We start from the raw sequence: 18,694 nt of genomic DNA, 5'->3' as shown, positions 1-18,694 counted from the left end.
CTCGGCACGAAAACGATCACTTAACGAAATACAAGTTTCTTTTGTAAACCGTAACTCAGCAGGAAAACGACGATTTCTGCAATGGGCTTACCTATAAACGGTGAAATACCTACCCACGTAAACCCCTTGGTTAAGGCGTAATTACACAGAACCAGTATGGCTGCAAGTACAGCGTACTTAGTGGCGTCGGTTACTAATGCTCCACCTGGTTTAAATACCCATTGGCGGTTTAAGGTGAAATTGAAAATTCCAGAAACTAAACGAGCTAAGGCTAAGGCTAGTAAAATTTCACCGGTAAAACCGTAGACCAAGGCAAATAGCCCATAATCTATCGCTGCAGACGCAATACCAACTCCGGAAAACTTCAAAAAGTTCTTATAAATAATAATCGAGTCTTGCAGTGGCTTAAAATGGCTTGAATTATTGCCCGGCTCATAAACGGTCGTAATAGTTGTTGACTGAAAGGTAAGGTCGCGACGCTTGGCGATGATGAGCATATCTAGTTCAAATTCATAGCGATTGGACGGCAACTTTATAAGCTCGTCAAATATCGCGTTAGGAATGCCTCGCAATCCAGTTTGAGTGTCAGGAATTTTGATGCGTAAGCCAAGCGCAAAGGTATAGCGGGCAAAGGTGTTGCCAAGCCAAGAGCGAAACGGAATATGTTTCGCTTTAAAATCACGACAACCAAGCCAAAGTGCCTGTGGTTCCTGTGTAAACGCTTTGGCGACTTTAATAATGTCTTGGGGTAAATGTTGACCGTCGGCATCAGCGGTTATTGCTCCGCAGCTGTCGGGCAAATTTTCTTGTACCCAGCGCAGTCCAGTTTTCAACGCAGCGCCCTTACCGCGATTTTCTGGATGGTTGAGAATTATAAGGTTCGGTTCGTTAGTTATGGTGCTAAATATAGCTGACGACTCACTACCGTCATTGACTATGATGAGCTTGGCAAAAGCTGAGCTATATTGCTGCAACTCATTAATAACGTCGACCAAGCGTTGGTCTGGGTTGTAGGCCGGAATAATAAGTGCAGGTAATTCATCTTCTGTGTGCTGGTGCATAAGGGTTACCATCCTAAAATACGCGGCCAAACCGCTTTGCTGCCGTCTGCTTTTAGCACGGTATATGAATGGTGCATGGCTGCAGTAGCGCAGGCATGATTGGGTAATACTCGCAGTTGTGTGCCGATAGGAAACTGTGACGAGCTTATGTGATCAGGCAATTCAATAACACCATGCTCTTGGTTCACTTGCGTAACATGGCAATCGTTTAATGGTTGACCTATATTGTCGCAAACCAAGCCGTAGCCAAAGTCGCAATGCTGTTTAGCGGTGCCACGATCACGAGACAAAGCCATCCACCCCGCATCAATAAGTAGCCAGTTTTTGGGCGTGTTATGGCCAATGACCGAGGTAACTACCGACATAGCAATGTCATTCAGCTGACATACCCCAAGGTTGTACATAACAAGATCGAAAGTGGTGTAAACGCCAGCGCGAACCTCGCTAATACCCTGAAGGTCTTCGGCAAAATGAGCGGTGGGTGTTGAACCAACGCTTAGCAGAGGGCAGGCCAGGCCGTGCGCCTTGAGTTGTTGCGCAGCAACTTTTACCGCTTGGCATTCTTGTGCTGCGGCTTGGCGAATCTCATCGCTATTTTGGGCGCTGTATGAGCCACCGGAGTGGGTCATTAAACCTGTTAGCGTTACTCGGTTGTCATGCAGCATTTGTGCAATTGCAAAAATTTGCGGGTCATGCGGCGCTAAACCACCCCGGTGGTCATCGCAGTCTATTTCAATAAAAACTGAGAACGGCACTTTGTGTTGTTTTTGGTAGTCAATAACCGCTTGGGCTTGAGCTTTAGTGTCGAGCAAAATGTGCAGCTTTACGCCACTTTCAATCAGCCGTGCAACCCGAGCAAGCTTCGCCGGAACAATGCCAACGGCATACAGCAAATCGGTACAGCCCGCTTGCGCAAAAGCCTCGGCTTCCGCAAGCGTCGACACCGTTGCGGGCGCGTGAAAGTTTGGCAATATGTATTTTGCGGCATCTACCGAACGCAAGGTTTTTAAATGTGGCCGCAATTGGCATCCAAGTCGATTAATACGTGTGGCTAAGCGGCCCACATTGCGTGCAAAGCGCACTTCATCAATCAATAAAAATGGTGTTTGTTCATCGTTAAGCCAGTGGCTCGATGTTGGCATAGCAGTTATCTTCTTGGTTGATCAAATAGATATTATTCAGAGTATTATTGATTACTTAAATAAGCAAAGAGGAATGTCGTTCCATGCTGCATATGGACTCGCTATAAAAAAAAGCCCAGCGTAAAAAGCTGGGCTCTTTTTTGCTAGCAGCTGACTAAATGTCAAACCGATCGGCGTTCATCACCTTCGTCCACGCTTTCACAAAGTCATGCACAAACTTCTCTTGTGAATCATCTTGTGCGTATAACTCTGCGTATGCGCGCAGTACCGAGTTTGAACCAAACACCAAATCAACGCGGCTGGCGGTGTACTTGGTGTCGCCAGTTTTACGATCTTGAATGGCATAACTGTTGCGGCCAGTTGGCTTCCAGCTGTAACGCATGTCAGTTAAGATACTGAAAAAGTCATTGGTTAAACAACCCACTTTGTCAGTAAATACGCCGTGTTTGCTGCCACCGAAGTTGGTACCTAATACCCGCATGCCGCCAATAAGTACGGTCATTTCAGGAGCTGTTAACCCAAGCAACTGTGCTCGGTCTAGCAGTAACTCTTCAGGGGCCACATTGTAGTCTTTCTTCAACCAGTTGCGGAAGCCGTCATGAACTGGTTCCAGTGGCTCAAAGCCTTCCACGTCGGTTTGCTCTGCGGTCGCGTCGCCGCGCCCAGGTGCAAAAGGCACATCAATGGATACGCCGGCTTGCTTAGCCGCTTGCTCAACACCGTAGTTACCTGCCAGAACAATGACGTCAGCAAGGCTAGCACCGGTTGCTTCAGCGATCGGTTGTAATGCGCTAAGCACTTTGTTTAAACGCTGCGGTTCGTTTCCTTCCCAGTCTTTTTGCGGCGCTAAGCGAATGCGCGCGCCGTTGGCACCGCCGCGTAAATCTGAACCGCGGAATGTCCGAGCGCTATCCCAAGCAGTCGCCACAAGCTCACTAATGCTTAACCCAGTTTCGGCAATTTTTGCTTTCACTGCAGCCACATCATAATGGGTATTGCCTGCAGGAATTGGGTCTTGCCACAGCAAGTCTTCTTTGGGTACATCAGGGCCTATATAACGGGCTTTGGGGCCCATGTCGCGGTGGGTTAATTTAAACCAAGCGCGCGCGAATACTTCAGAAAAATACGCTGGGTCATTGTAGAAGCGCTCAGCGATCTTACGGTATTCAGGGTCCATTTTTAGCGCCATATCGGCGTCGGTCATAATCGGGTTGCGGCGAATGCTTGGGTCTTCAACATCAACCGGCATGTCTTCTTCTTTGATATTAATCGGTTCCCACTGCCAAGCACCGGCAGGGCTCTTTTTTAGCTCCCAGTCGTAGGTAAACAGCAAATAGAAGTAGCCGTTGTCCCATTTAGTTGGATGCGTGGTCCACGCGCCCTCAATACCGCTGGTTACGGCGTCACGGCCAATACCTCGAGTTTTGTGGTTCATCCAACCCAGGCCTTGCTCTTCAACGTCAGCGGCTTCTGGGTCTGGCCCTAAATTTTCCGCACGGCCGTTACCGTGACATTTACCCACAGTGTGCCCACCGGCAGTCAGTGCCGCGGTTTCTTCATCGTTCATGGCCATGCGTTTAAAGGTAGTACGCATGTCTTTCGCGGTTGCTAACGGGTCAGGGTTACCGTCAACCCCCTCTGGGTTCACATAAATTAGGCCCATTTGCACCGCAGCCAACGGATTCTCTAAGCTTTCGCTAGACTTATCGCTGTAACGGGTTTTACCTAACCACTCTGTTTCTGAGCCCCAGTAAATGTCCTTTTCTGGGTGCCAAATATCTTCTCGACCAAAAGCAAAGCCGTAAGCGGGTAAACCCATAGACTCATAGGCCATGGTGCCGGCATAGATAATTAAGTCAGCCCAGCTTATTTTGTTGCCGTATTTTTTCTTAATCGGCCATAACAAGCGGCGCGCTTTATCAAGGTTGGCGTTGTCCGGCCAGGAATTTAAAGGTGCAAACCGTTGGTTGCCGGTACCGCCACCACCGCGACCATCAGCAATACGATATGAGCCAGCAGCGTGCCACGCCATGCGGATCATTAAACCGCCATAGTGACCCCAATCGGCAGGCCACCATTCTTGGCTGTCGGTCATTAACGCTTTCAGGTCTTTTTTCAAGGCTTCGACATCGAGTTTTTTCAGCTCTTGCGCGTAATTAAAGTCGGGCCCAAGCGGGTTTGTTTTGCTGTCGTGCTGATGCAAAATGTCTAAATTCAGTGCGTTAGGCCACCAGTCCATATTCGATTTACCGATAGCAGTGTGCCCGCCATGCATGACTGGGCATTTGCCTGCCTTTGAATCACTCATTAGTAAGCTCCTTCAAGCTTTATGTTGCTGATTTGATGTATTAACCTTAGACCCTATTGTTAATTTAGTAAAAGCTAATTAAACGACTGTGTTAATAGTTTTTTTCGATACATATGAGCGTGATCATGGAAAATATACGTAAGGCGTATGCTGCGGCAGCTCGAGTCGCACAGTACTCGATTTTGCGCCACCCAAGCAGAAGCATGGCTGAAACACTACGAGTTATTGCTGATCGCGCCGAACAATTTATAGAGCCGGATGTGTATGGGCGCGGTGAGCTGATTGAATCATTTGAACTGAAGTTGGCAAATATGCTCGGTAAGCCTGCGGCCTTGATTAGAAATACCAAGACCAGCCAAGCTGGGCAACATGCTCATTTTGTTTGGAAAGCATTACATGAAGGTCACTATGGTTCGTGTGAAATAATGACGCTGCACAGGTTGTTAGCAAAGATTGTTTATTGAACGAGCTGGTGACGCTAACAGGCTGTTGTACTTCGCAATAGCCTTTCTGTTGGCCAAAGTCGAACTCGACACCTGCGCGTATATTCAGCGTAACATTGTGCCGGTCGGTGTTGATTTCTTGAGTGTGAATTCGGCCCTGGAACATGGCGTACGGCGTAAAGTGACCCTGTTTATATGCCTTTCCAATACCGGCCTCAACAAAGCTTGAGAGCTTAGGTTGTGATGCGCGCAAACGGCGTCGCTCTGCTCCGGTTCGAATCATCCACGACATACCGCCATCATGAGCAAGCCCCGTACTACTTACGTTTAACGCTTCTATATTCAGTAGCCAAATCTTTTCGACCTCAAGCTTATGGTCTATAGCAACTATCTCAACCTCACCCATTGAAAGTGCAGAGTTGGGCAGCTTGCCCGCTGAAGGTTGCAAGCGGTCGTAGAAGCTCGGGCGCAAAGTAAGTGCGTAGGCGTTACCTTGCTGTTGGTAATGACGATAACTTAAGCGTATTAAATTTGCCGGCTGACTAAGATGAGGCGGCTCACTATTTACGCTTACACTTAACGTATTACCAGGTTCAAAAGCAAGTAGCGCCCGAAGCACTCTCGCTTTGTTTTGCTTCGGGGTTGGGTCATCGGGTTGCTGTCGCTCTAAAAACGTATAATAAGAGCTTAACGTGATCAGAACACGTTTTTGCTGCGCTTGCGTTAAAGCCTCATAACTTGAGGGTGTTTGCTTAGGTGAGCTAACCAAAGCTCTAACAGCCGTTTGTTCAAGCTGACTAAGTTGATGAAATTGCGCCTGAAAACTAGATTGAGCACTTTGTTTGACAGAAATTTTATGCACCAATTGTTGGTCAGGTTGATGCACTCGCTTCACAATGTCCGTTGGTAATACTGTCCATTCATTATGATCGACTAGATTGTTGTTACTGACCACCTCAATCGCGCGGGCGACATAATATGCACAATTTTTGCTCGTAAAAAAATACTGATAGTCGGTACGTGAGAGCTCCCATAAGTGGGCTGCAAGCAACTGTGCTTGCTGGGCGGTTAAAGCTAACTGGTAGTCCCACAAATTTCGTAATTCAACCTCGCCATATGAAAGGTTATGACGATAGAAGGGCTGAGCCGAATATCGAGCTTGATAACCACCAAACAAACCTTTGGCGATATAAGTTACTGGGTCGTCGTCATCGGGAACAACAGCGCCGAAATTAAGACTTGTATCGAGCAAGTTGCCGTTACCTGAATTATTTGAATCAATTCGTAAAAACAGGTGACCGTGAAAAGACGCTGGATTCTTTAAATAGCCATCAGCGAAAACGAGCGTAATTGACTGCACTGAGTCAGTGCCTAACCACTCTTGAAACTCGTTACAGTGCTGATAATTAAATGGTTCGACTAACTTCGCCTCTACAAGTGCTTGGTGGCGAGCGGGGAATAAACAGATATTTTGCGGTTGTTGAGTAAACGCAGTTAGTGTTGCATTCAATTCAGCAAGAGCATCTGTGCGGCCAGTACTCGCGAAAAAGAAACCGTCATTCTTAATTTCGCTAACACCGTCACTATTATATTGTAGTAGCTTCAGCCACAGCCGTTGTTGCGCAAACTCGCGGTGTGGCGTCGTAACTTCAGCAGTCGCTTTGGCCCCAAAAGAAAAGCCTTGAAGACAGATAAAAAGACCCGCAAACAGAGCGGGTCTAATAGCTTTTAACATGAACTGTCCTAGCAGCTTAGCTAGCGAAAGCGATAGCGCGTAGGTATAAAGCCTCAGCTTTCTTGACTACAGGCAGGTCAGCTTCAATTTGCAAAGAACGACGCAATTCGGCAACCGCCTTAGCGCGATCAGCAGGAGCAAGCATGTCCAACATGGCATTCAAATGCTCGCCTTCACCAATTGCCAAATCAGTTTCGATTTGCTCGTAGTTTTCATTGATGTACATGGCGGTAGCTACACTAGCACCTTTACAAGTCTCTTCGGAAACCGTTGCTGAAGTGACAGCAGTTGTACCCAAATCCCAAATAATGTTCGAGATTGCGGCAGCAGCGCCGTTATCGGGGAAAATCATGGCGCCAATACCGCATTGTTGCCATGGATTAACTTCGGCTTCAGCTTGTGGAGAAACAGAAAGAAGAACTGCAGCAGAAGCTAGCGCTAGTGATAATTTTTTCATGAATTAAGTTCCCTAATTATTAGTCTTTGATAAAACGGTAAAACTCGGCTTCGCTTCCGGCAAAAGCATCGAGTAACATCAGGATAACATGTTAACCTGATGAAAATAAATTAAAAATTTGAACTGTAATAGGCTTTGTAATTTGTCGCCAAACAGCGTAGATTACGCGCCTATTTTTTGTTCGGGTGTACATACGTGATTTCTGCTGCAAATATCACCATGCAATTTGGTGCAAAACCTCTTTTCGAAAACATTTCTGTAAAATTTGGCGAAGGTAATCGCTACGGTCTAATTGGCGCCAACGGGTGTGGTAAATCAACCTTTATGCGCATTCTTAGCGGTGAGCAAGAGCCGTCTGCAGGCAATGTTTCCATTGAACCTAATATGCGCGTGGGTAAGCTACGCCAAGACCAGTTCGCTTATGAGCAATTTAGCGTGGTGGACACGGTCATTATGGGGCATGAAGAACTGTGGCAAGTGAAAGCCGAGCGCGATCGAATTTACAGCATGGCCGAGATGAGCGAAGAAGACGGTATGCGTGTGGCGGACCTAGAAGTTGCGTTCGCTGAAATGGATGGGTATACCGCTGAGTCGCGTGCAGGCGAATTGCTATTGGGCGTTGGTATTCCGTTAGAAGCGCATTTTGGCTTGATGAGTGAAATAGCCCCGGGCTTAAAGTTACGCGTGCTGTTGGCGCAGGTCTTGTTTTCCGACCCCGACATTATGCTGCTCGACGAACCAACCAACAACTTGGACATTAACACCATTCGCTGGCTAGAAAACGTGTTAAATGAGCGCCAGGCAACCATGATTATCATTTCGCACGATCGCCATTTTTTGAATAGTGTTTGTACCCACATGGCCGATATTGATTACGGCGAATTGCGCGTGTACCCAGGTAACTATGACCAGTATATGTTTGCCGCCACGCAAGCACGCGAGCAGCTGCTCAATGACAATGCCAAGAAGAAAGAGAAAATAGCTGAGCTTCAGCAGTTTGTAAGCCGCTTCTCAGCCAATGCCTCAAAAGCCAAACAAGCAACCTCGCGTGCTAAACAAATTGAAAAAATTCAATTGGCCGAAGTAAAAGCTTCCAGCCGAGTCAGCCCATTTATTCGTTTTGAGCAAGAGAAAAAGTTGTACCGCTTAGCGCTTGAAATGGAGGGCGTGAATAAGTCGTTTGACGATTTGCACGTACTAAAAAACGTCAGCGCCATGATTGAAGTTGGCGAAAAAGTAGCGATTTTGGGTGCCAACGGTATCGGCAAAACAACCTTGCTTAAATGCTTAGTGGGCCAGCATACAGCTGACAGCGGCCTGATCAAGTGGTCAGAAAACGTCAACATTGGTTATTACGCACAAGACCATGCTGACTGGTTCAAAGAAAAGCTCACCGTATTTGACTGGATGAGCCAGTGGAAGCAGCCACACCATGACGAGCAAGCGGTGCGCGGCATACTTGGGCGTATGCTGTTTTCGCAAGACGATATTAAAAAGCCGGTGACTATTTTGTCAGGTGGCGAAAAAGGCCGCATGATTTTCGGCAAGTTGATCATGCAGCGGCCAAATATTTTAATTATGGACGAGCCAACCAACCACTTGGACATGGAATCTATAGAAGCACTGAACCTTGCGCTTGAACACTACGACGGTACGCTGTTGTTTGTTAGCCATGACCGCGAGTTTGTATCGTCGTTGGCCACCCGCATTATTGAGCTTACCGACAATGACATGCGTAACTTTGTCGGTAGTTATGACGATTATTTGAAACAGCAGTTACAAAGCTAAACATCGATAGCAATTCGCAACTGCTCGGATGTTCGCTTGCAAAAAGCCGTAGTATAGTTGCACCTTTCTTGGCCCATTAACTATGGACAAAAGTGGGTGAGCGCGCATGCTTGGTAAAAGTTGGCAACGAATTGTATTGAAAGTAGGTAGCGCATTAATTGCTCCTGATGGGAAAGGTTGCTCAAAGCGCTATTTATTGGCGCTGGCGCGATTTATAAGTGAGTGTCGCCAGCGCAAAATAGAGGTCATCCTTGTTTCTTCGGGCAGCGTTGCCGCTGGTCGGCATGCAATAGCGTTTGCACACCAACCCACTCCTATTTCTGTTAAGCAGGCCATGGCATCCGTCGGCCAGTATCAAATGATGAATTTGTGGCAGAACTTACTCGACTGCTACTGTGGTCAGTTGCTGCTAACGCATGACGATTTTAATAACCGCCGACGTTATATCAACATACAAAACGCCCTCCGTACCCTGCTCGATAATCACGTTCTGCCCATTATTAATGAAAACGACAGTGTCGCTACCGCAGAGCTTAAAGTGGGTGATAATGACAATCTGGCTGCGTTAGTGGCTGCGGCCATAGACGCCGACGTACTAATTATTTGCTCAGATGTGAACGGACTCTATTCTGCGAATCCACGCCAGCACAAAGATGCCCATTTAATCTCGCTAGTAGAAACTATTTCCCCCGCTATTTTTGCTATGGCCGGGGGCAGCCATCATGCCGTGGGTACTGGTGGTATGGTCACGAAACTACAAGCGGCCCAAAAAGCTAGTCAGCAGGGCATTGACACCGTGATTGTTAATGGCCAAAGTGCTTCAGCTTTTGAAGCATTACTGGCTGGTGAGTCGGTTGGTACGCTATTTCAACGGCAGCAAGACCGTTTGAGTGCGAAGAAACATTGGCTGCTACACAGCTTGAAAAGCCAAGGTGAAATTCAGCTCGACTCTGGTGCTGTGCGAGCGTTGCAAGAGAACGGTGCGTCGTTATTGGCTAAAGGCATATTAAGCGTAAGCGGCTCGTTTGATAAAGGTGACGCAGTATATTTGTGTGATGAGCAAGGCAATTCTTTTGCTAAAGGTATTTGCCAGTACCCGGCATCGGAGCTAACACGAATAAAAGGCCAACACAGCCAAAATATCATCACTATTCTCGGCTACTGTCCGCAAGAAGAAGTAGTGCATAGAAACGACCTCGTGCTCATTACTGAGTAAAGCAGCGCAGCAAGAACAACAAGGCGTTGGTGCTACAGGACATCCTCAAGCATCGCAATAAGAAGCCCTGCAACTATAACAAAGATATGACCTACCAGCGTATCGACTTCAAGGTTTGTAACACGGGAAGTGATGTGTTTACTCGAGCGCAGGTGAAAGAGAATATTCGAAATTTTTCAAACCACTTGCCTTACTCTTGTTCTTTTAAGTAGGTATCAAGCCAGCGCGTTTGCTCCCACAACATATGTAGAATAGATTCACGGGCACGATAGCCATGCGACTCATGGGGCAGCATCACTAAGCGAGCGCTGCCGCCCAAGCCTTTCATGGCTTGGTACAGTCGTTCTGACTGCATCGGAAAGGTACCCGAGTTATTGTCGTTTGCGCCATGAATCATCAGCATGGGTTCGTTTATTTTGTGCGCATGAAAGAACGGTGACATCCGAATATATAAATCGGTGTCGTCCCATACTGTGCGCTCTTCGCGTTGAAAACCAAAGGGTGTTAGGCTGCGATTATAAGCGCCACTGCGAGCAATGCCGGTGGTAAACAAGTCGCTATGGGCAAGCATATTTGCGGTCATAAATGCGCCATAGGAATGCCCCCCTAACGCAACTCGGTTTGGGTCAGTGATGCCGCGTTCGACACCTGCTGCAATCGCTGCTTTGCCGTTCATCACTAGCTGTTCAATAAACGTATCGTTGGGGCGTGCGTCACCTTCACCAACAATCGGCATGGTTGCACTATCTAGCACAGCATAGCCTTGCGTCGCCAAATATTGTGGACCCCAATAACTAATTCTGACGAATTCGTAGGGGGATCCTGAAATTTGAGCTGCCGCGGCTGAACTTTTATATTCACGTGGATATGCCCAAACCATAGTTGGTAACGGACCGTCACGGTCTTTATCATATCCTGCTGGCAGGTATAGTTCAGCCGACATAGCCAACCCATCTTCACGAGTATAAGTGATTAACTCACGCGTAATACCCTTGGTGTGAGGCATTGGGTGTGGGGTATTGGTCAACGCCCGCAATGAATCATCATCAAGGTCGCGCACGAAGAAATCGGCTGGGTCGTCAACACTTTCGCGCTGCATTAAGAATGTTAATGCTTGTGGGTCGATTAACTCTCTGGCTTGCTCAAAATAGGGAGCCTGACTGCGCCATAAACGTTCAACTTCTCCGGTGTTTAACGCGTAACGGTCAACAAACGGACGGTCGCCCTCGGCTGATGCGCCGGTGCCAGAAAGTAAGATATTATTGTTGGCTAAATAAAGCAGGGTGCGGCCGTCTTTCTGAATTGTGAATGGCTGACCCGGGTCGTTGTAGCGATCTTCCCACGAGCGTTCCCAAACCAACTCTGGTGAGCGTTTCCCTGTACTATCGATAAGCCATAATTTTTCGTTGCGATCGGCCCACCAGCGCTCCCAGACCAAGATATTTTCGGCGTCAGCAGCCAACGCACGTGAATAGCGCTTGCTTAAGTCAAGTAGCTTCTGCGGAGCTTTATTGAACGGCGCAGCTTGCTGAAATACACGATCACGCACGTCAGCTTTCACTGCAGGGTCACCTTGGTCAGCTGCTTCTGCCCAGACTAAGGTTGCGTCGGCATCGTTACGCCAGCTAATGGAACGACGGCCTTGCGCAACGGCATCAAAGGCAACAGGTAGGTTGTCGGCCAATGGTTGCTCGGCAACCTTATGCACTAGTTTCCCTTGCGGTGTCCAGACCTCGGTAGTCAACGGGAAGCGATACCATGGAACGGCATAAGAATAGGGACGTTTGATCTGACCAACTAATAGATAGTTGTCGTTAGGCGATGATAACACACTGCGATAAATAGCCGGGCTGCCAATATCTGTGGTTTTCCCTTTGAGATCGACAAAACTAATTTGGCTAGTGAAATAGTATTCAAATAATAATTCGTCTTGCTTGTTTTGTAATAAATCTTGGTAAGTGCGCCCCGGCGCCGAGCGCCCCATGCTTTCGGTTATGACCGGGCCCGTCGGCACGGTTTTTAATGCCGGTTGCTGCAGTTCGTCAGCTTTAAAGTAAGTATACAAACCTTTGCTGTCATGTCGCCACTCTAGCTGCGGCCCCCATACCGCATTTAACGGTTTCTTCGTCCATAGTTTTGCGCTTGATTTTTCGGCGTCGACAAGCCAAAGCTGAACGTGGTCATCGCGCATGTTGGCAAATGCAATATAACGTCCATTCGGTGACCAATGCGCGCCAATAATTTTTAAATTATCAGGCAACCCCGCGATAGAGCGCTGCTCGCCAGTTTCAACAGTCACCAATTTTAGTGAATTAATGTAGCGAGCCTGGCTCACTGTATAGTTGAGCGGGTTTATCCGCCGGCCAGCAAGCTTAATTTCGTCAGCTGCGACGTCATGAATATCAGGTAAGGAAGGATACCCTAGCACCAGTAATAGCTTGCCATCAGGGCTTAAGTTGGCGCCAGGCGAAGGTGCCGCATCAACGATATCAATAATTTCTTGGGCGGGTTGCTGGTAGTCTATTTTTACCGGGTTAGCGGCAACTGAACTGGTACCGGCAAGTAAAGAACTTAACCCGAAAATTACTGCAAATGAACGTAATCGCTTCGATTGCTTCATATTAAGAGCCTTTTTACTTGAATGAACAGAGATAGCTTTAAGCTAACATAAATTCATTGCAAGCGACCTTTATACTAAGCTGTTAGGTCGCAGGAAGTGAGGCATTCAACGCCTATGCCCGCCTTCTAAGTACTGATTGGCATAATAAAAGTTTTATATCTACAATGGTTGTGTAAAAAATGTTAACAATAAACAAAGGAAATTTGTTATGCGATATGTAAACTCACTCTTGTTGCTGCTGGTTTTGCTTATGTCATTCAATGCATTAGCTGCTACCGGCGGGAAGGTAACAATGATGGACGAAGGCGAACGGGTGCAGTTGGAATTTTTAGGTAAAGAGCTGTTACGCATTAATGATAACAGCGGTCAAGGATACATGGTTATGCGTGACGAAAAATTGTACACAGTCATGCAAGAAGCTGGTCAAACTATGGTGTTTGATTTGTCAGCAATGGCGGCTATGGTAGGCGGCAATATGGAAGAACCCAGCGTGTGGGGGGATGAGGTTCGCGAAATACTCGATATCTCTAACACGGGTAACCAAGAAACAGTAGCAGGTATTGTCGGAGAAGTGTTTACGATGCGTTATGTAGATAGTCGTGGAAGAACTCAAAACAGTACCTTGGTTTTAACTAAAAACGAGACAGTTTTTGCCATGACTCAAACCATGCTGGCAATGACAAAGTTACTTATTCAAGCCAGCAACACTAACGTTGATAAGAGTTTCACTGAAATGGAGCAACATATTCTTGGCAAAGGCTATGGTGTACTGAAGCAGGGAGATGATTTTCAGCTGACCCATATTACCGATGAAGCGCCGGCGGCCAGTCGCTTTGAATTACCAGCAAAACCGATGCAAATACCTGGTATGGGGCGATAAGCGCCTCATACCAGCTGTCGGAAGCGCTCTATGATTGCCTGATTTTGATTATCGCGGCGACTCACTATGTACCATTGTCCCGGCAATGGGAAACCAGCAACATTGAGCGTCGCGACAGGGTCATTTGCATGCGCAACAATGTGTTTTGACAGCACTGCAAGCCCGCTACCTGCGGCAACGCTCAATAATATGGCCTCATTACTTTCTATTTCGCTGCGATACCGCAAATGAATACCTTGGCTAGCCAGCCAAGAATCAAAAACCATGCGCGTTGCAGAACCGTTTTCACGCATGAGAAATGGCTCGTGTTGTAACTGCGCAAACGTAAGCTCAGTTTGGTTTACTGCCCAATGATCACTGGGCGCAATAAGTACTAATGGGTTTTCAATAAAAGCTTGAGCATCGGCATTTTCGTCCGTAGGCGGATGACTAAATAAATACACGTCGTCTTGACCTTGGAAGTAGCGCTGTAATGTGTTGGCACGGTTGCCAATATGTAATGTAACGCGTATGTCCGGGTAGGCACGGTTAAACTGCGCAACCAATTGCGGCACTATGTATTGAGCCGTATTGACTAGCGCAATATGCAGTTCGCCATGGGTGCCACTCTCTATTGCGGCTAGGGTATCGGCACAACTTTGAACGCGACGCAGAACATCGCCAGCAGCTTGGTAAACTTGTTCACCAGCAGTAGTGGGCAGCATATGCCGACCTTCTTGGTACAACAAGCGACTGCCGAACAGCTCTTCTAACCGCTTAACTTGCGCCGACACGGTGGGTTGCGTAAGGAACATACGTCGCGCTGCAGCTGAAATACTTCGGCTCTCAACAACTTGAATAAATACATCAAGCAAGCGAAAGTTTAGGTGGCGAATATCCATAACGACCTTTTCTCAGTGAATCTCAGTGAAATAGCATAGATTAATCTCTATACCATATTTCAAATATATTTATTTTTAAATATAGATAAATTTGCGCATACTACCGCGCAATTTGGAAAAGGAGGTAACCATGCCAGATATCGTGATAGCGTTCTTTATGCTGGGTTTAATCGCAGGCGTCGTTAAATCTGATTTGAAAGTACCCGGTCAGATATATGAAATCTTGTCTATATTGCTCATGCTAAGCATCGGCATCAAAGGTGGATTGGCTTTACACAGCGATTATCAAAGCGTGGTTTGGTCACACTTGCTTGCTATTATGGCACTGGGGTTAATTATTCCGCTAATTGTACTTCCTGTACTTTATAAAATAGTCAAACTACCGCGTGTTGATGCAATTAGTATTGCTGCGCATTATGGCTCGGTCAGCGCTGGTACTTTTGCCGTAGCTTGGGCCTTAGCAACCAGTGCAGGCTTACCCATCTCAGCAGATACCACGCTTTACCTTGTTATTTTAGAGCTACCGGCAATTATACTTATGCTGGCACTTTACCATTGGCAGCTGGGGCAAAAGGGTCAAAAAGCTAATATGGCAGCCATTTGGCACGAAGCGTTTACTAGCCGAGGCGTAATCTTACTTATTGGCGGTGTAATTATTGCTTGGCTGTACGGCCCTAAAGGACTTAGCTCTATCTCTGGGCTGGTTATCGATGGTTTTAAAGTGCTATTGGCACTATTTTTATTAGAGATGGGATTAACCACAGCTCGTATCTTTCGCCCGCTGCCATTAGCACACTGGCGCCTTGTGCTGTTTGCTGCAGTGGCACCGGCTATACTTATGTGGCCTGGTATTTGGTTAGCAAGCTGGCTAGATCTGCAAGCGGGAAGTACGCTAATTCTGGGCGCGCTGACAGCGAGTGCTTCTTACATTGCGGCGCCTGCTGCAATTAGGGCAGCAATTCCAGACGCGGATATAAGCAAAGCTATGTTGGCGGCGCTAGGAGTTACCTTCCCACTAAACGTATTGGTTTATGTGCCGGCAATGACCTCGTGGTTGAGCCGTTAAATGTCACGGTAATAATAGCGAAAAAATATAACATAGACGGATTCGTTCGTTCATAAACTAAACAAAGCGCCTTATATTGAGCGGGATATCGCTTAACGGAGGCGCCTATGAACGCTGCAACATTACCCATTATTTCTATGACCTCGCTGGAATCGGCTGCCGGGCTAGCCGCGTTGCGCGAAGCAGCAAGCGAGGTAGGCTTCTTCTACTTAACCGATCATGGCTTAAGTGAAGCTGCGCAGCAGCGTTACTTGGCGTTAACACGCACCTTCTTTCAACTGCCAACCGCCGTGAAACAGACGATTGATATGATTCACTCGCCACACTTTCGTGGATACAACGCGCTAGGTTCTGAAATGACTGCTGGCCGGTTAGATGCGCGTGAGCAGTTCGATTGGATGAATGAAGAGTTGGCACTGGCCCCCGACCAACTGCGTAGCCCTTGGCAAAAATTAATTGGCCCCAACTTATGGCCCAGTGCTATGCCAAGTCTCAAACCAGCTCTTACCCAGTTGCAACAGACCATGAGTCATATAACGGTTAATCTATTGCAGAAACTGTGCCTAGCTTTAGGCGTTACTAGCAATGCACTTGATCATACCTTAGGCTCACAACCTTATACCCATGCGAAACTAATTCGCTATCCCGCCCAGCAAGCACAGCAACAAGGCGTTGGTGCTCATAAAGATCCGGGTTACCTCACCTTAGTGCTGCAAGACGCTCAAAGTGGCCTGAAAGTTGAGCGAGGTAACGAGTGGGTTAACGTCGCTCCAATACCTGGCGCGCTGGTGGTCAACATTGGTGAGCTTCTAGAGCTAGCCTCAAATGGCTTCTTGAAAGCAACGAATCATAAAGTTGAAAGCCCAACAGGTGGCATTGAACGCTACTCAATCGCCTTTTTTATGGCCGCGCAACTATCGGCGACAGTACCCGTGCTGCCACTTCCAAGTCATCTAAAGGCGAGAGCGCTAGGGCCAAGCACTGATCCTAATAATCCACTTTTAACAGATGTGGGAAATAACGTATTAAAAGGGCGTTTACGCTCGCACCCACAGGTTACACGAAAGCACTATTGTGACGACCAATTAAGGCATTTGTTGGCAAAAAGCTTCGCACATTTGCCAACAAATGAGATTTGCAATGAGTGTCTTGCGTAGCGCTATAACTTAAATCGCGCATAAAGGGGATTATGGTCGGATACTCTACTTGTATCGTTAGCGAATGCTTCCTGAAGTGACAGATCGCGGTAGAAAATAAAATCTAAAGGGTGTTGCCGGTAGGTCTTAATATGGTGTGGATCAACCATGATGGCTTTCCGCAGTCCCAAACTGCGACAAAATTGCAGCAAGCGCAAGCGACGTTGACGGCTCCAAACGTTAAAATCGCCGGCTACAATAAGTGGTCCTTTATGCCCGAATATTTCTTCTTTAATTAACGCTATTTCTTGCGAGAACTGATTTGCACGCACAAAGTTCATCGCGTGAACATTCACCACTAACAGCGAACCGCCCTCTGCTAATGAGTGATACGAGAGCATGTAACTTTTGTGCGTGGCAAACATGCCTTCGCGCTTTTTACTTAGTCTAGGGTGAGCTTCTGTAAAAGCATATTGGCTTGCAGTGAGAACGCCATAAACAGAACGACGTGTTTGCATATTGGGCGCAATAGCATATGACCATTGTGGAAGAAACCAGCTATTTGGGGTGGTTAGCTTAGCCTCTTGAAGCAATAAAAATAGACAGGGGTAGCTAGCTAAAATACGAGCCAAAACCCGCTGAAAATCTTGCGATTCGGTAAGCTTTTGAGTATTCCAACACAACACTCCGAATTCTTCGCCATGATGAATAGGTTGCTTGTGTATAAATTGCGGAGGAATCACGATTTTAGGTTTTAGCACAACCCCACCTACAATAATGGCCAGTGACAACATAACGCTAAGCGGAAAAAGCGCCGCCATAAGGTTATGCGTTTGCTTATTGTAAGACTTCTTTTATTTTAAAAGAAGTCTAAGCATGAGCTGCATTGATTTACGGGGTAGTTACACTACACCACCGAATACCAATGCAATACAAATCAAGCATCTAGTACCTATTTTTGAATGACCCTGAATCACAGCGCAAATTGAAGTACTCTCTTACCTTGGCCCTGCGGCACTTCTAAATGTGCATTTAAAGGCGGTCGAGCAATTCATACAGTGCTTTGTCGTTCTCCTGACCAAGCTGCTGTGCAAGTTGGCGATGTGTTTCAACACCCGCTTCATTGTTGTCCAATTTCATGAGCTGAGCCATGCGAGCATGTGCCCAAGCAAGTTCTGGAATTTCTAAGTCGTTGTCGAATGCAAGAATGTATGCTTCCATACTTTGAATTCCATCTTGCACATCAATGCCGCTAAACACTGCATTTCTAGCCACTTGATAGCGAGCGTTTAGTTGTGCTGCACGAATTTCTGGATGCTCCGAGAGCGCGCTGTCTGCCTGTAACATAGCGGCTTGTTTGAATAAGGTGTGAGCGCCTGCATAATCTCCCTCTGCTTGCTTTTGTAGCCCCAAACGAAGTTTGAGTCGGGGTTCATTCGGGTGTTTTGTCATGGCCTGGGTTAATGCAGCGGTATAATTGTTAGCGTCGAAAACGTTCACTACACGTAATTGCGCAAGTGTACCTTGAAGGTTGTCGATCGTTGCTATATCAGCGGCCTTGGCCCGAGCCTTGGTCTCGCCACCGCCTACAATAGAAGGTGCATTCAAGTAGTAGTTCAGCGCGGCTAGTTGGTACTTCATATTAGTTGGCTCGAGGGCCACGGCTTTTTCAGTACACTTACGGCTTCTTGATGCATTGCGCATAGCGCTCAACATGCCTTCTCCCGCACGTAGGCCATAAATTACGCCACAGTAATAATTCACCTGAGGGTCCTCAGGGTACTGCTCAAGAAGCCTTTCCATTAGGCGCTGCGCAGGGCCAAGTTCATTTGGCAAATGTGCTTCTATTTGCTGCAGCTGAGGCTCAAGAGCTTGGGAATTATGTTGGGCCCAAGTGTTTACAGTGGCAAATGTGCATGCAGCGACTGTGAGAATAAATATGTGTTTCATAATCGGTCCTT

At 47.1% G+C, this 18,694-nt stretch carries 14 protein-coding genes; 5 read left to right on the top strand and 9 right to left on the bottom strand.

Features of this window, described 5'->3' with window-relative positions; translation table 11 throughout:
• Positions 1-20: 20 nt before the first annotated feature.
• The 5 genes from ASC40_RS08740 to ASC40_RS08720 all read right to left on the bottom strand — a co-directional run bounded on the left by ASC40_RS08740 (position 21) and on the right by ASC40_RS08720 (position 7,146).
• Positions 21-1,061 carry a bifunctional glycosyltransferase family 2/GtrA family protein gene (locus ASC40_RS08740; protein WP_055439424.1) on the bottom strand — a complete coding sequence of 347 codons (1,041 nt, stop codon included), beginning with the start codon at positions 1,059-1,061 and terminating at the stop codon, positions 21-23.
• A 5-nt stretch (positions 1,062-1,066) separates the two neighbouring features.
• A complete protein-coding gene (locus ASC40_RS08735; RefSeq protein WP_055439423.1) occupies positions 1,067-2,203 on the bottom strand; it encodes an alanine racemase in 1,137 nt (378 codons plus the stop codon).
• Between the two features lie 154 nt (positions 2,204-2,357).
• Entirely contained in the window at positions 2,358-4,511 is a 2,154-nt protein-coding gene (katG, locus tag ASC40_RS08730; RefSeq protein WP_055439422.1) for a catalase/peroxidase HPI, read from the bottom strand.
• Between the two features lie 336 nt (positions 4,512-4,847).
• Positions 4,848-6,689, bottom strand: a complete 1,842-nt coding sequence (locus ASC40_RS08725) for an Lnb N-terminal periplasmic domain-containing protein (protein ID WP_055439421.1) — start codon at positions 6,687-6,689, stop codon at positions 4,848-4,850.
• Between the two features lie 16 nt (positions 6,690-6,705).
• Positions 6,706-7,146, bottom strand: coding sequence for a DUF3015 family protein (locus ASC40_RS08720; RefSeq protein WP_055439420.1), 441 nt, complete (start codon positions 7,144-7,146; stop codon positions 6,706-6,708).
• 195 nt (positions 7,147-7,341) lie between these two features.
• On the opposite strand from ASC40_RS08720, the gene ASC40_RS08715 reads away from it, so the two are divergent.
• Together ASC40_RS08715 and proB are read left to right on the top strand one after the other, a co-directional pair.
• Positions 7,342-8,934 (top strand): ABC-F family ATPase, encoded by a 1,593-nt coding sequence (locus ASC40_RS08715; RefSeq protein WP_055439419.1) that lies wholly within the window; start codon positions 7,342-7,344, stop codon positions 8,932-8,934.
• A 106-nt stretch (positions 8,935-9,040) separates the two neighbouring features.
• Positions 9,041-10,150: a glutamate 5-kinase gene (gene proB / locus ASC40_RS08710; protein WP_055439418.1), complete on the top strand. Its 1,110-nt coding sequence runs from the start codon at positions 9,041-9,043 to the stop codon at positions 10,148-10,150.
• A gap of 190 nt (positions 10,151-10,340) precedes the next feature.
• On the opposite strand, the gene ASC40_RS08705 is transcribed toward proB, so the two are convergent.
• On the bottom strand, positions 10,341-12,770 hold the full coding sequence (locus ASC40_RS08705; protein ID WP_055439417.1) for a S9 family peptidase: 2,430 nt from the start codon (positions 12,768-12,770) through the stop codon (positions 10,341-10,343).
• A 208-nt stretch (positions 12,771-12,978) separates the two neighbouring features.
• Between ASC40_RS08705 and ASC40_RS08700 the strand changes: the two genes are divergently transcribed.
• Positions 12,979-13,650, top strand: coding sequence for a hypothetical protein (locus ASC40_RS08700; protein WP_055439416.1), 672 nt, complete (start codon positions 12,979-12,981; stop codon positions 13,648-13,650).
• Between the two features lie 5 nt (positions 13,651-13,655).
• Here the strand turns inward: ASC40_RS08700 and ASC40_RS08695 are convergent, their stop codons facing one another.
• Positions 13,656-14,531, bottom strand: coding sequence for a LysR family transcriptional regulator (locus ASC40_RS08695; protein ID WP_055439415.1), 876 nt, complete (start codon positions 14,529-14,531; stop codon positions 13,656-13,658).
• Between the two features lie 130 nt (positions 14,532-14,661).
• Here ASC40_RS08695 and ASC40_RS08690 point away from each other — a divergent pair, with 130 nt between their 5' ends.
• Positions 14,662-15,597: a sodium-dependent bicarbonate transport family permease gene (locus tag ASC40_RS08690; RefSeq protein WP_055439414.1), complete on the top strand. Its 936-nt coding sequence runs from the start codon at positions 14,662-14,664 to the stop codon at positions 15,595-15,597.
• A 107-nt stretch (positions 15,598-15,704) separates the two neighbouring features.
• A complete protein-coding gene (locus ASC40_RS08685; RefSeq protein ID WP_055439413.1) occupies positions 15,705-16,754 on the top strand; it encodes an isopenicillin N synthase family dioxygenase in 1,050 nt (349 codons plus the stop codon).
• A gap of 2 nt (positions 16,755-16,756) precedes the next feature.
• Here the strand turns inward: ASC40_RS08685 and ASC40_RS08680 are convergent, their stop codons facing one another.
• Positions 16,757-17,494 (bottom strand): endonuclease/exonuclease/phosphatase family protein, encoded by a 738-nt coding sequence (locus ASC40_RS08680; RefSeq protein ID WP_055439509.1) that lies wholly within the window; start codon positions 17,492-17,494, stop codon positions 16,757-16,759.
• A gap of 271 nt (positions 17,495-17,765) precedes the next feature.
• The gene (locus tag ASC40_RS08675; protein WP_055439412.1) at positions 17,766-18,683 is read right to left on the bottom strand and encodes a tetratricopeptide repeat protein; all 918 of its coding nucleotides are present in this window, start codon (positions 18,681-18,683) and stop codon (positions 17,766-17,768) included.
• Between the last annotated feature and the right edge of the window lie 11 nt (positions 18,684-18,694).

Source organism: Pseudidiomarina woesei, assembly GCF_001418345.1.
In the GTDB taxonomy this organism is placed as follows: Bacteria; Pseudomonadota; Gammaproteobacteria; order Enterobacterales; family Alteromonadaceae; genus Pseudidiomarina; species Pseudidiomarina woesei.
The sequence above is the reverse complement of the archived record's forward strand: the minus strand, read 5'-3'. Positions and strand labels throughout refer to the sequence as shown.

Excerpts from the sequence above, each read along its gene's own strand:
- ASC40_RS08700 (WP_055439416.1), top strand. The coding sequence starts at position 12,979 with ATGCGATATGTAAACTCACTCTTGTTGCTGCTGGTTTTGCTTATGTCA.
- katG (WP_055439422.1), bottom strand. The coding sequence starts at position 4,511 with ATGAGTGATTCAAAGGCAGGCAAATGCCCAGTCATGCATGGCGGGCAC.
- ASC40_RS08740 (WP_055439424.1), bottom strand. The coding sequence starts at position 1,061 with ATGCACCAGCACACAGAAGATGAATTACCTGCACTTATTATTCCGGCC.
- proB (WP_055439418.1), top strand. The coding sequence starts at position 9,041 with ATGCTTGGTAAAAGTTGGCAACGAATTGTATTGAAAGTAGGTAGCGCA.
- ASC40_RS08735 (WP_055439423.1), bottom strand. The coding sequence starts at position 2,203 with ATGCCAACATCGAGCCACTGGCTTAACGATGAACAAACACCATTTTTA.
- ASC40_RS08675 (WP_055439412.1), bottom strand. The coding sequence starts at position 18,683 with ATGAAACACATATTTATTCTCACAGTCGCTGCATGCACATTTGCCACT.
- ASC40_RS08695 (WP_055439415.1), bottom strand. The coding sequence starts at position 14,531 with ATGGATATTCGCCACCTAAACTTTCGCTTGCTTGATGTATTTATTCAA.
- ASC40_RS08725 (WP_055439421.1), bottom strand. The coding sequence starts at position 6,689 with ATGTTAAAAGCTATTAGACCCGCTCTGTTTGCGGGTCTTTTTATCTGT.
- ASC40_RS08720 (WP_055439420.1), bottom strand. The coding sequence starts at position 7,146 with ATGAAAAAATTATCACTAGCGCTAGCTTCTGCTGCAGTTCTTCTTTCT.
- ASC40_RS08705 (WP_055439417.1), bottom strand. The coding sequence starts at position 12,770 with ATGAAGCAATCGAAGCGATTACGTTCATTTGCAGTAATTTTCGGGTTA.
- ASC40_RS08685 (WP_055439413.1), top strand. The coding sequence starts at position 15,705 with ATGAACGCTGCAACATTACCCATTATTTCTATGACCTCGCTGGAATCG.
- ASC40_RS08690 (WP_055439414.1), top strand. The coding sequence starts at position 14,662 with ATGCCAGATATCGTGATAGCGTTCTTTATGCTGGGTTTAATCGCAGGC.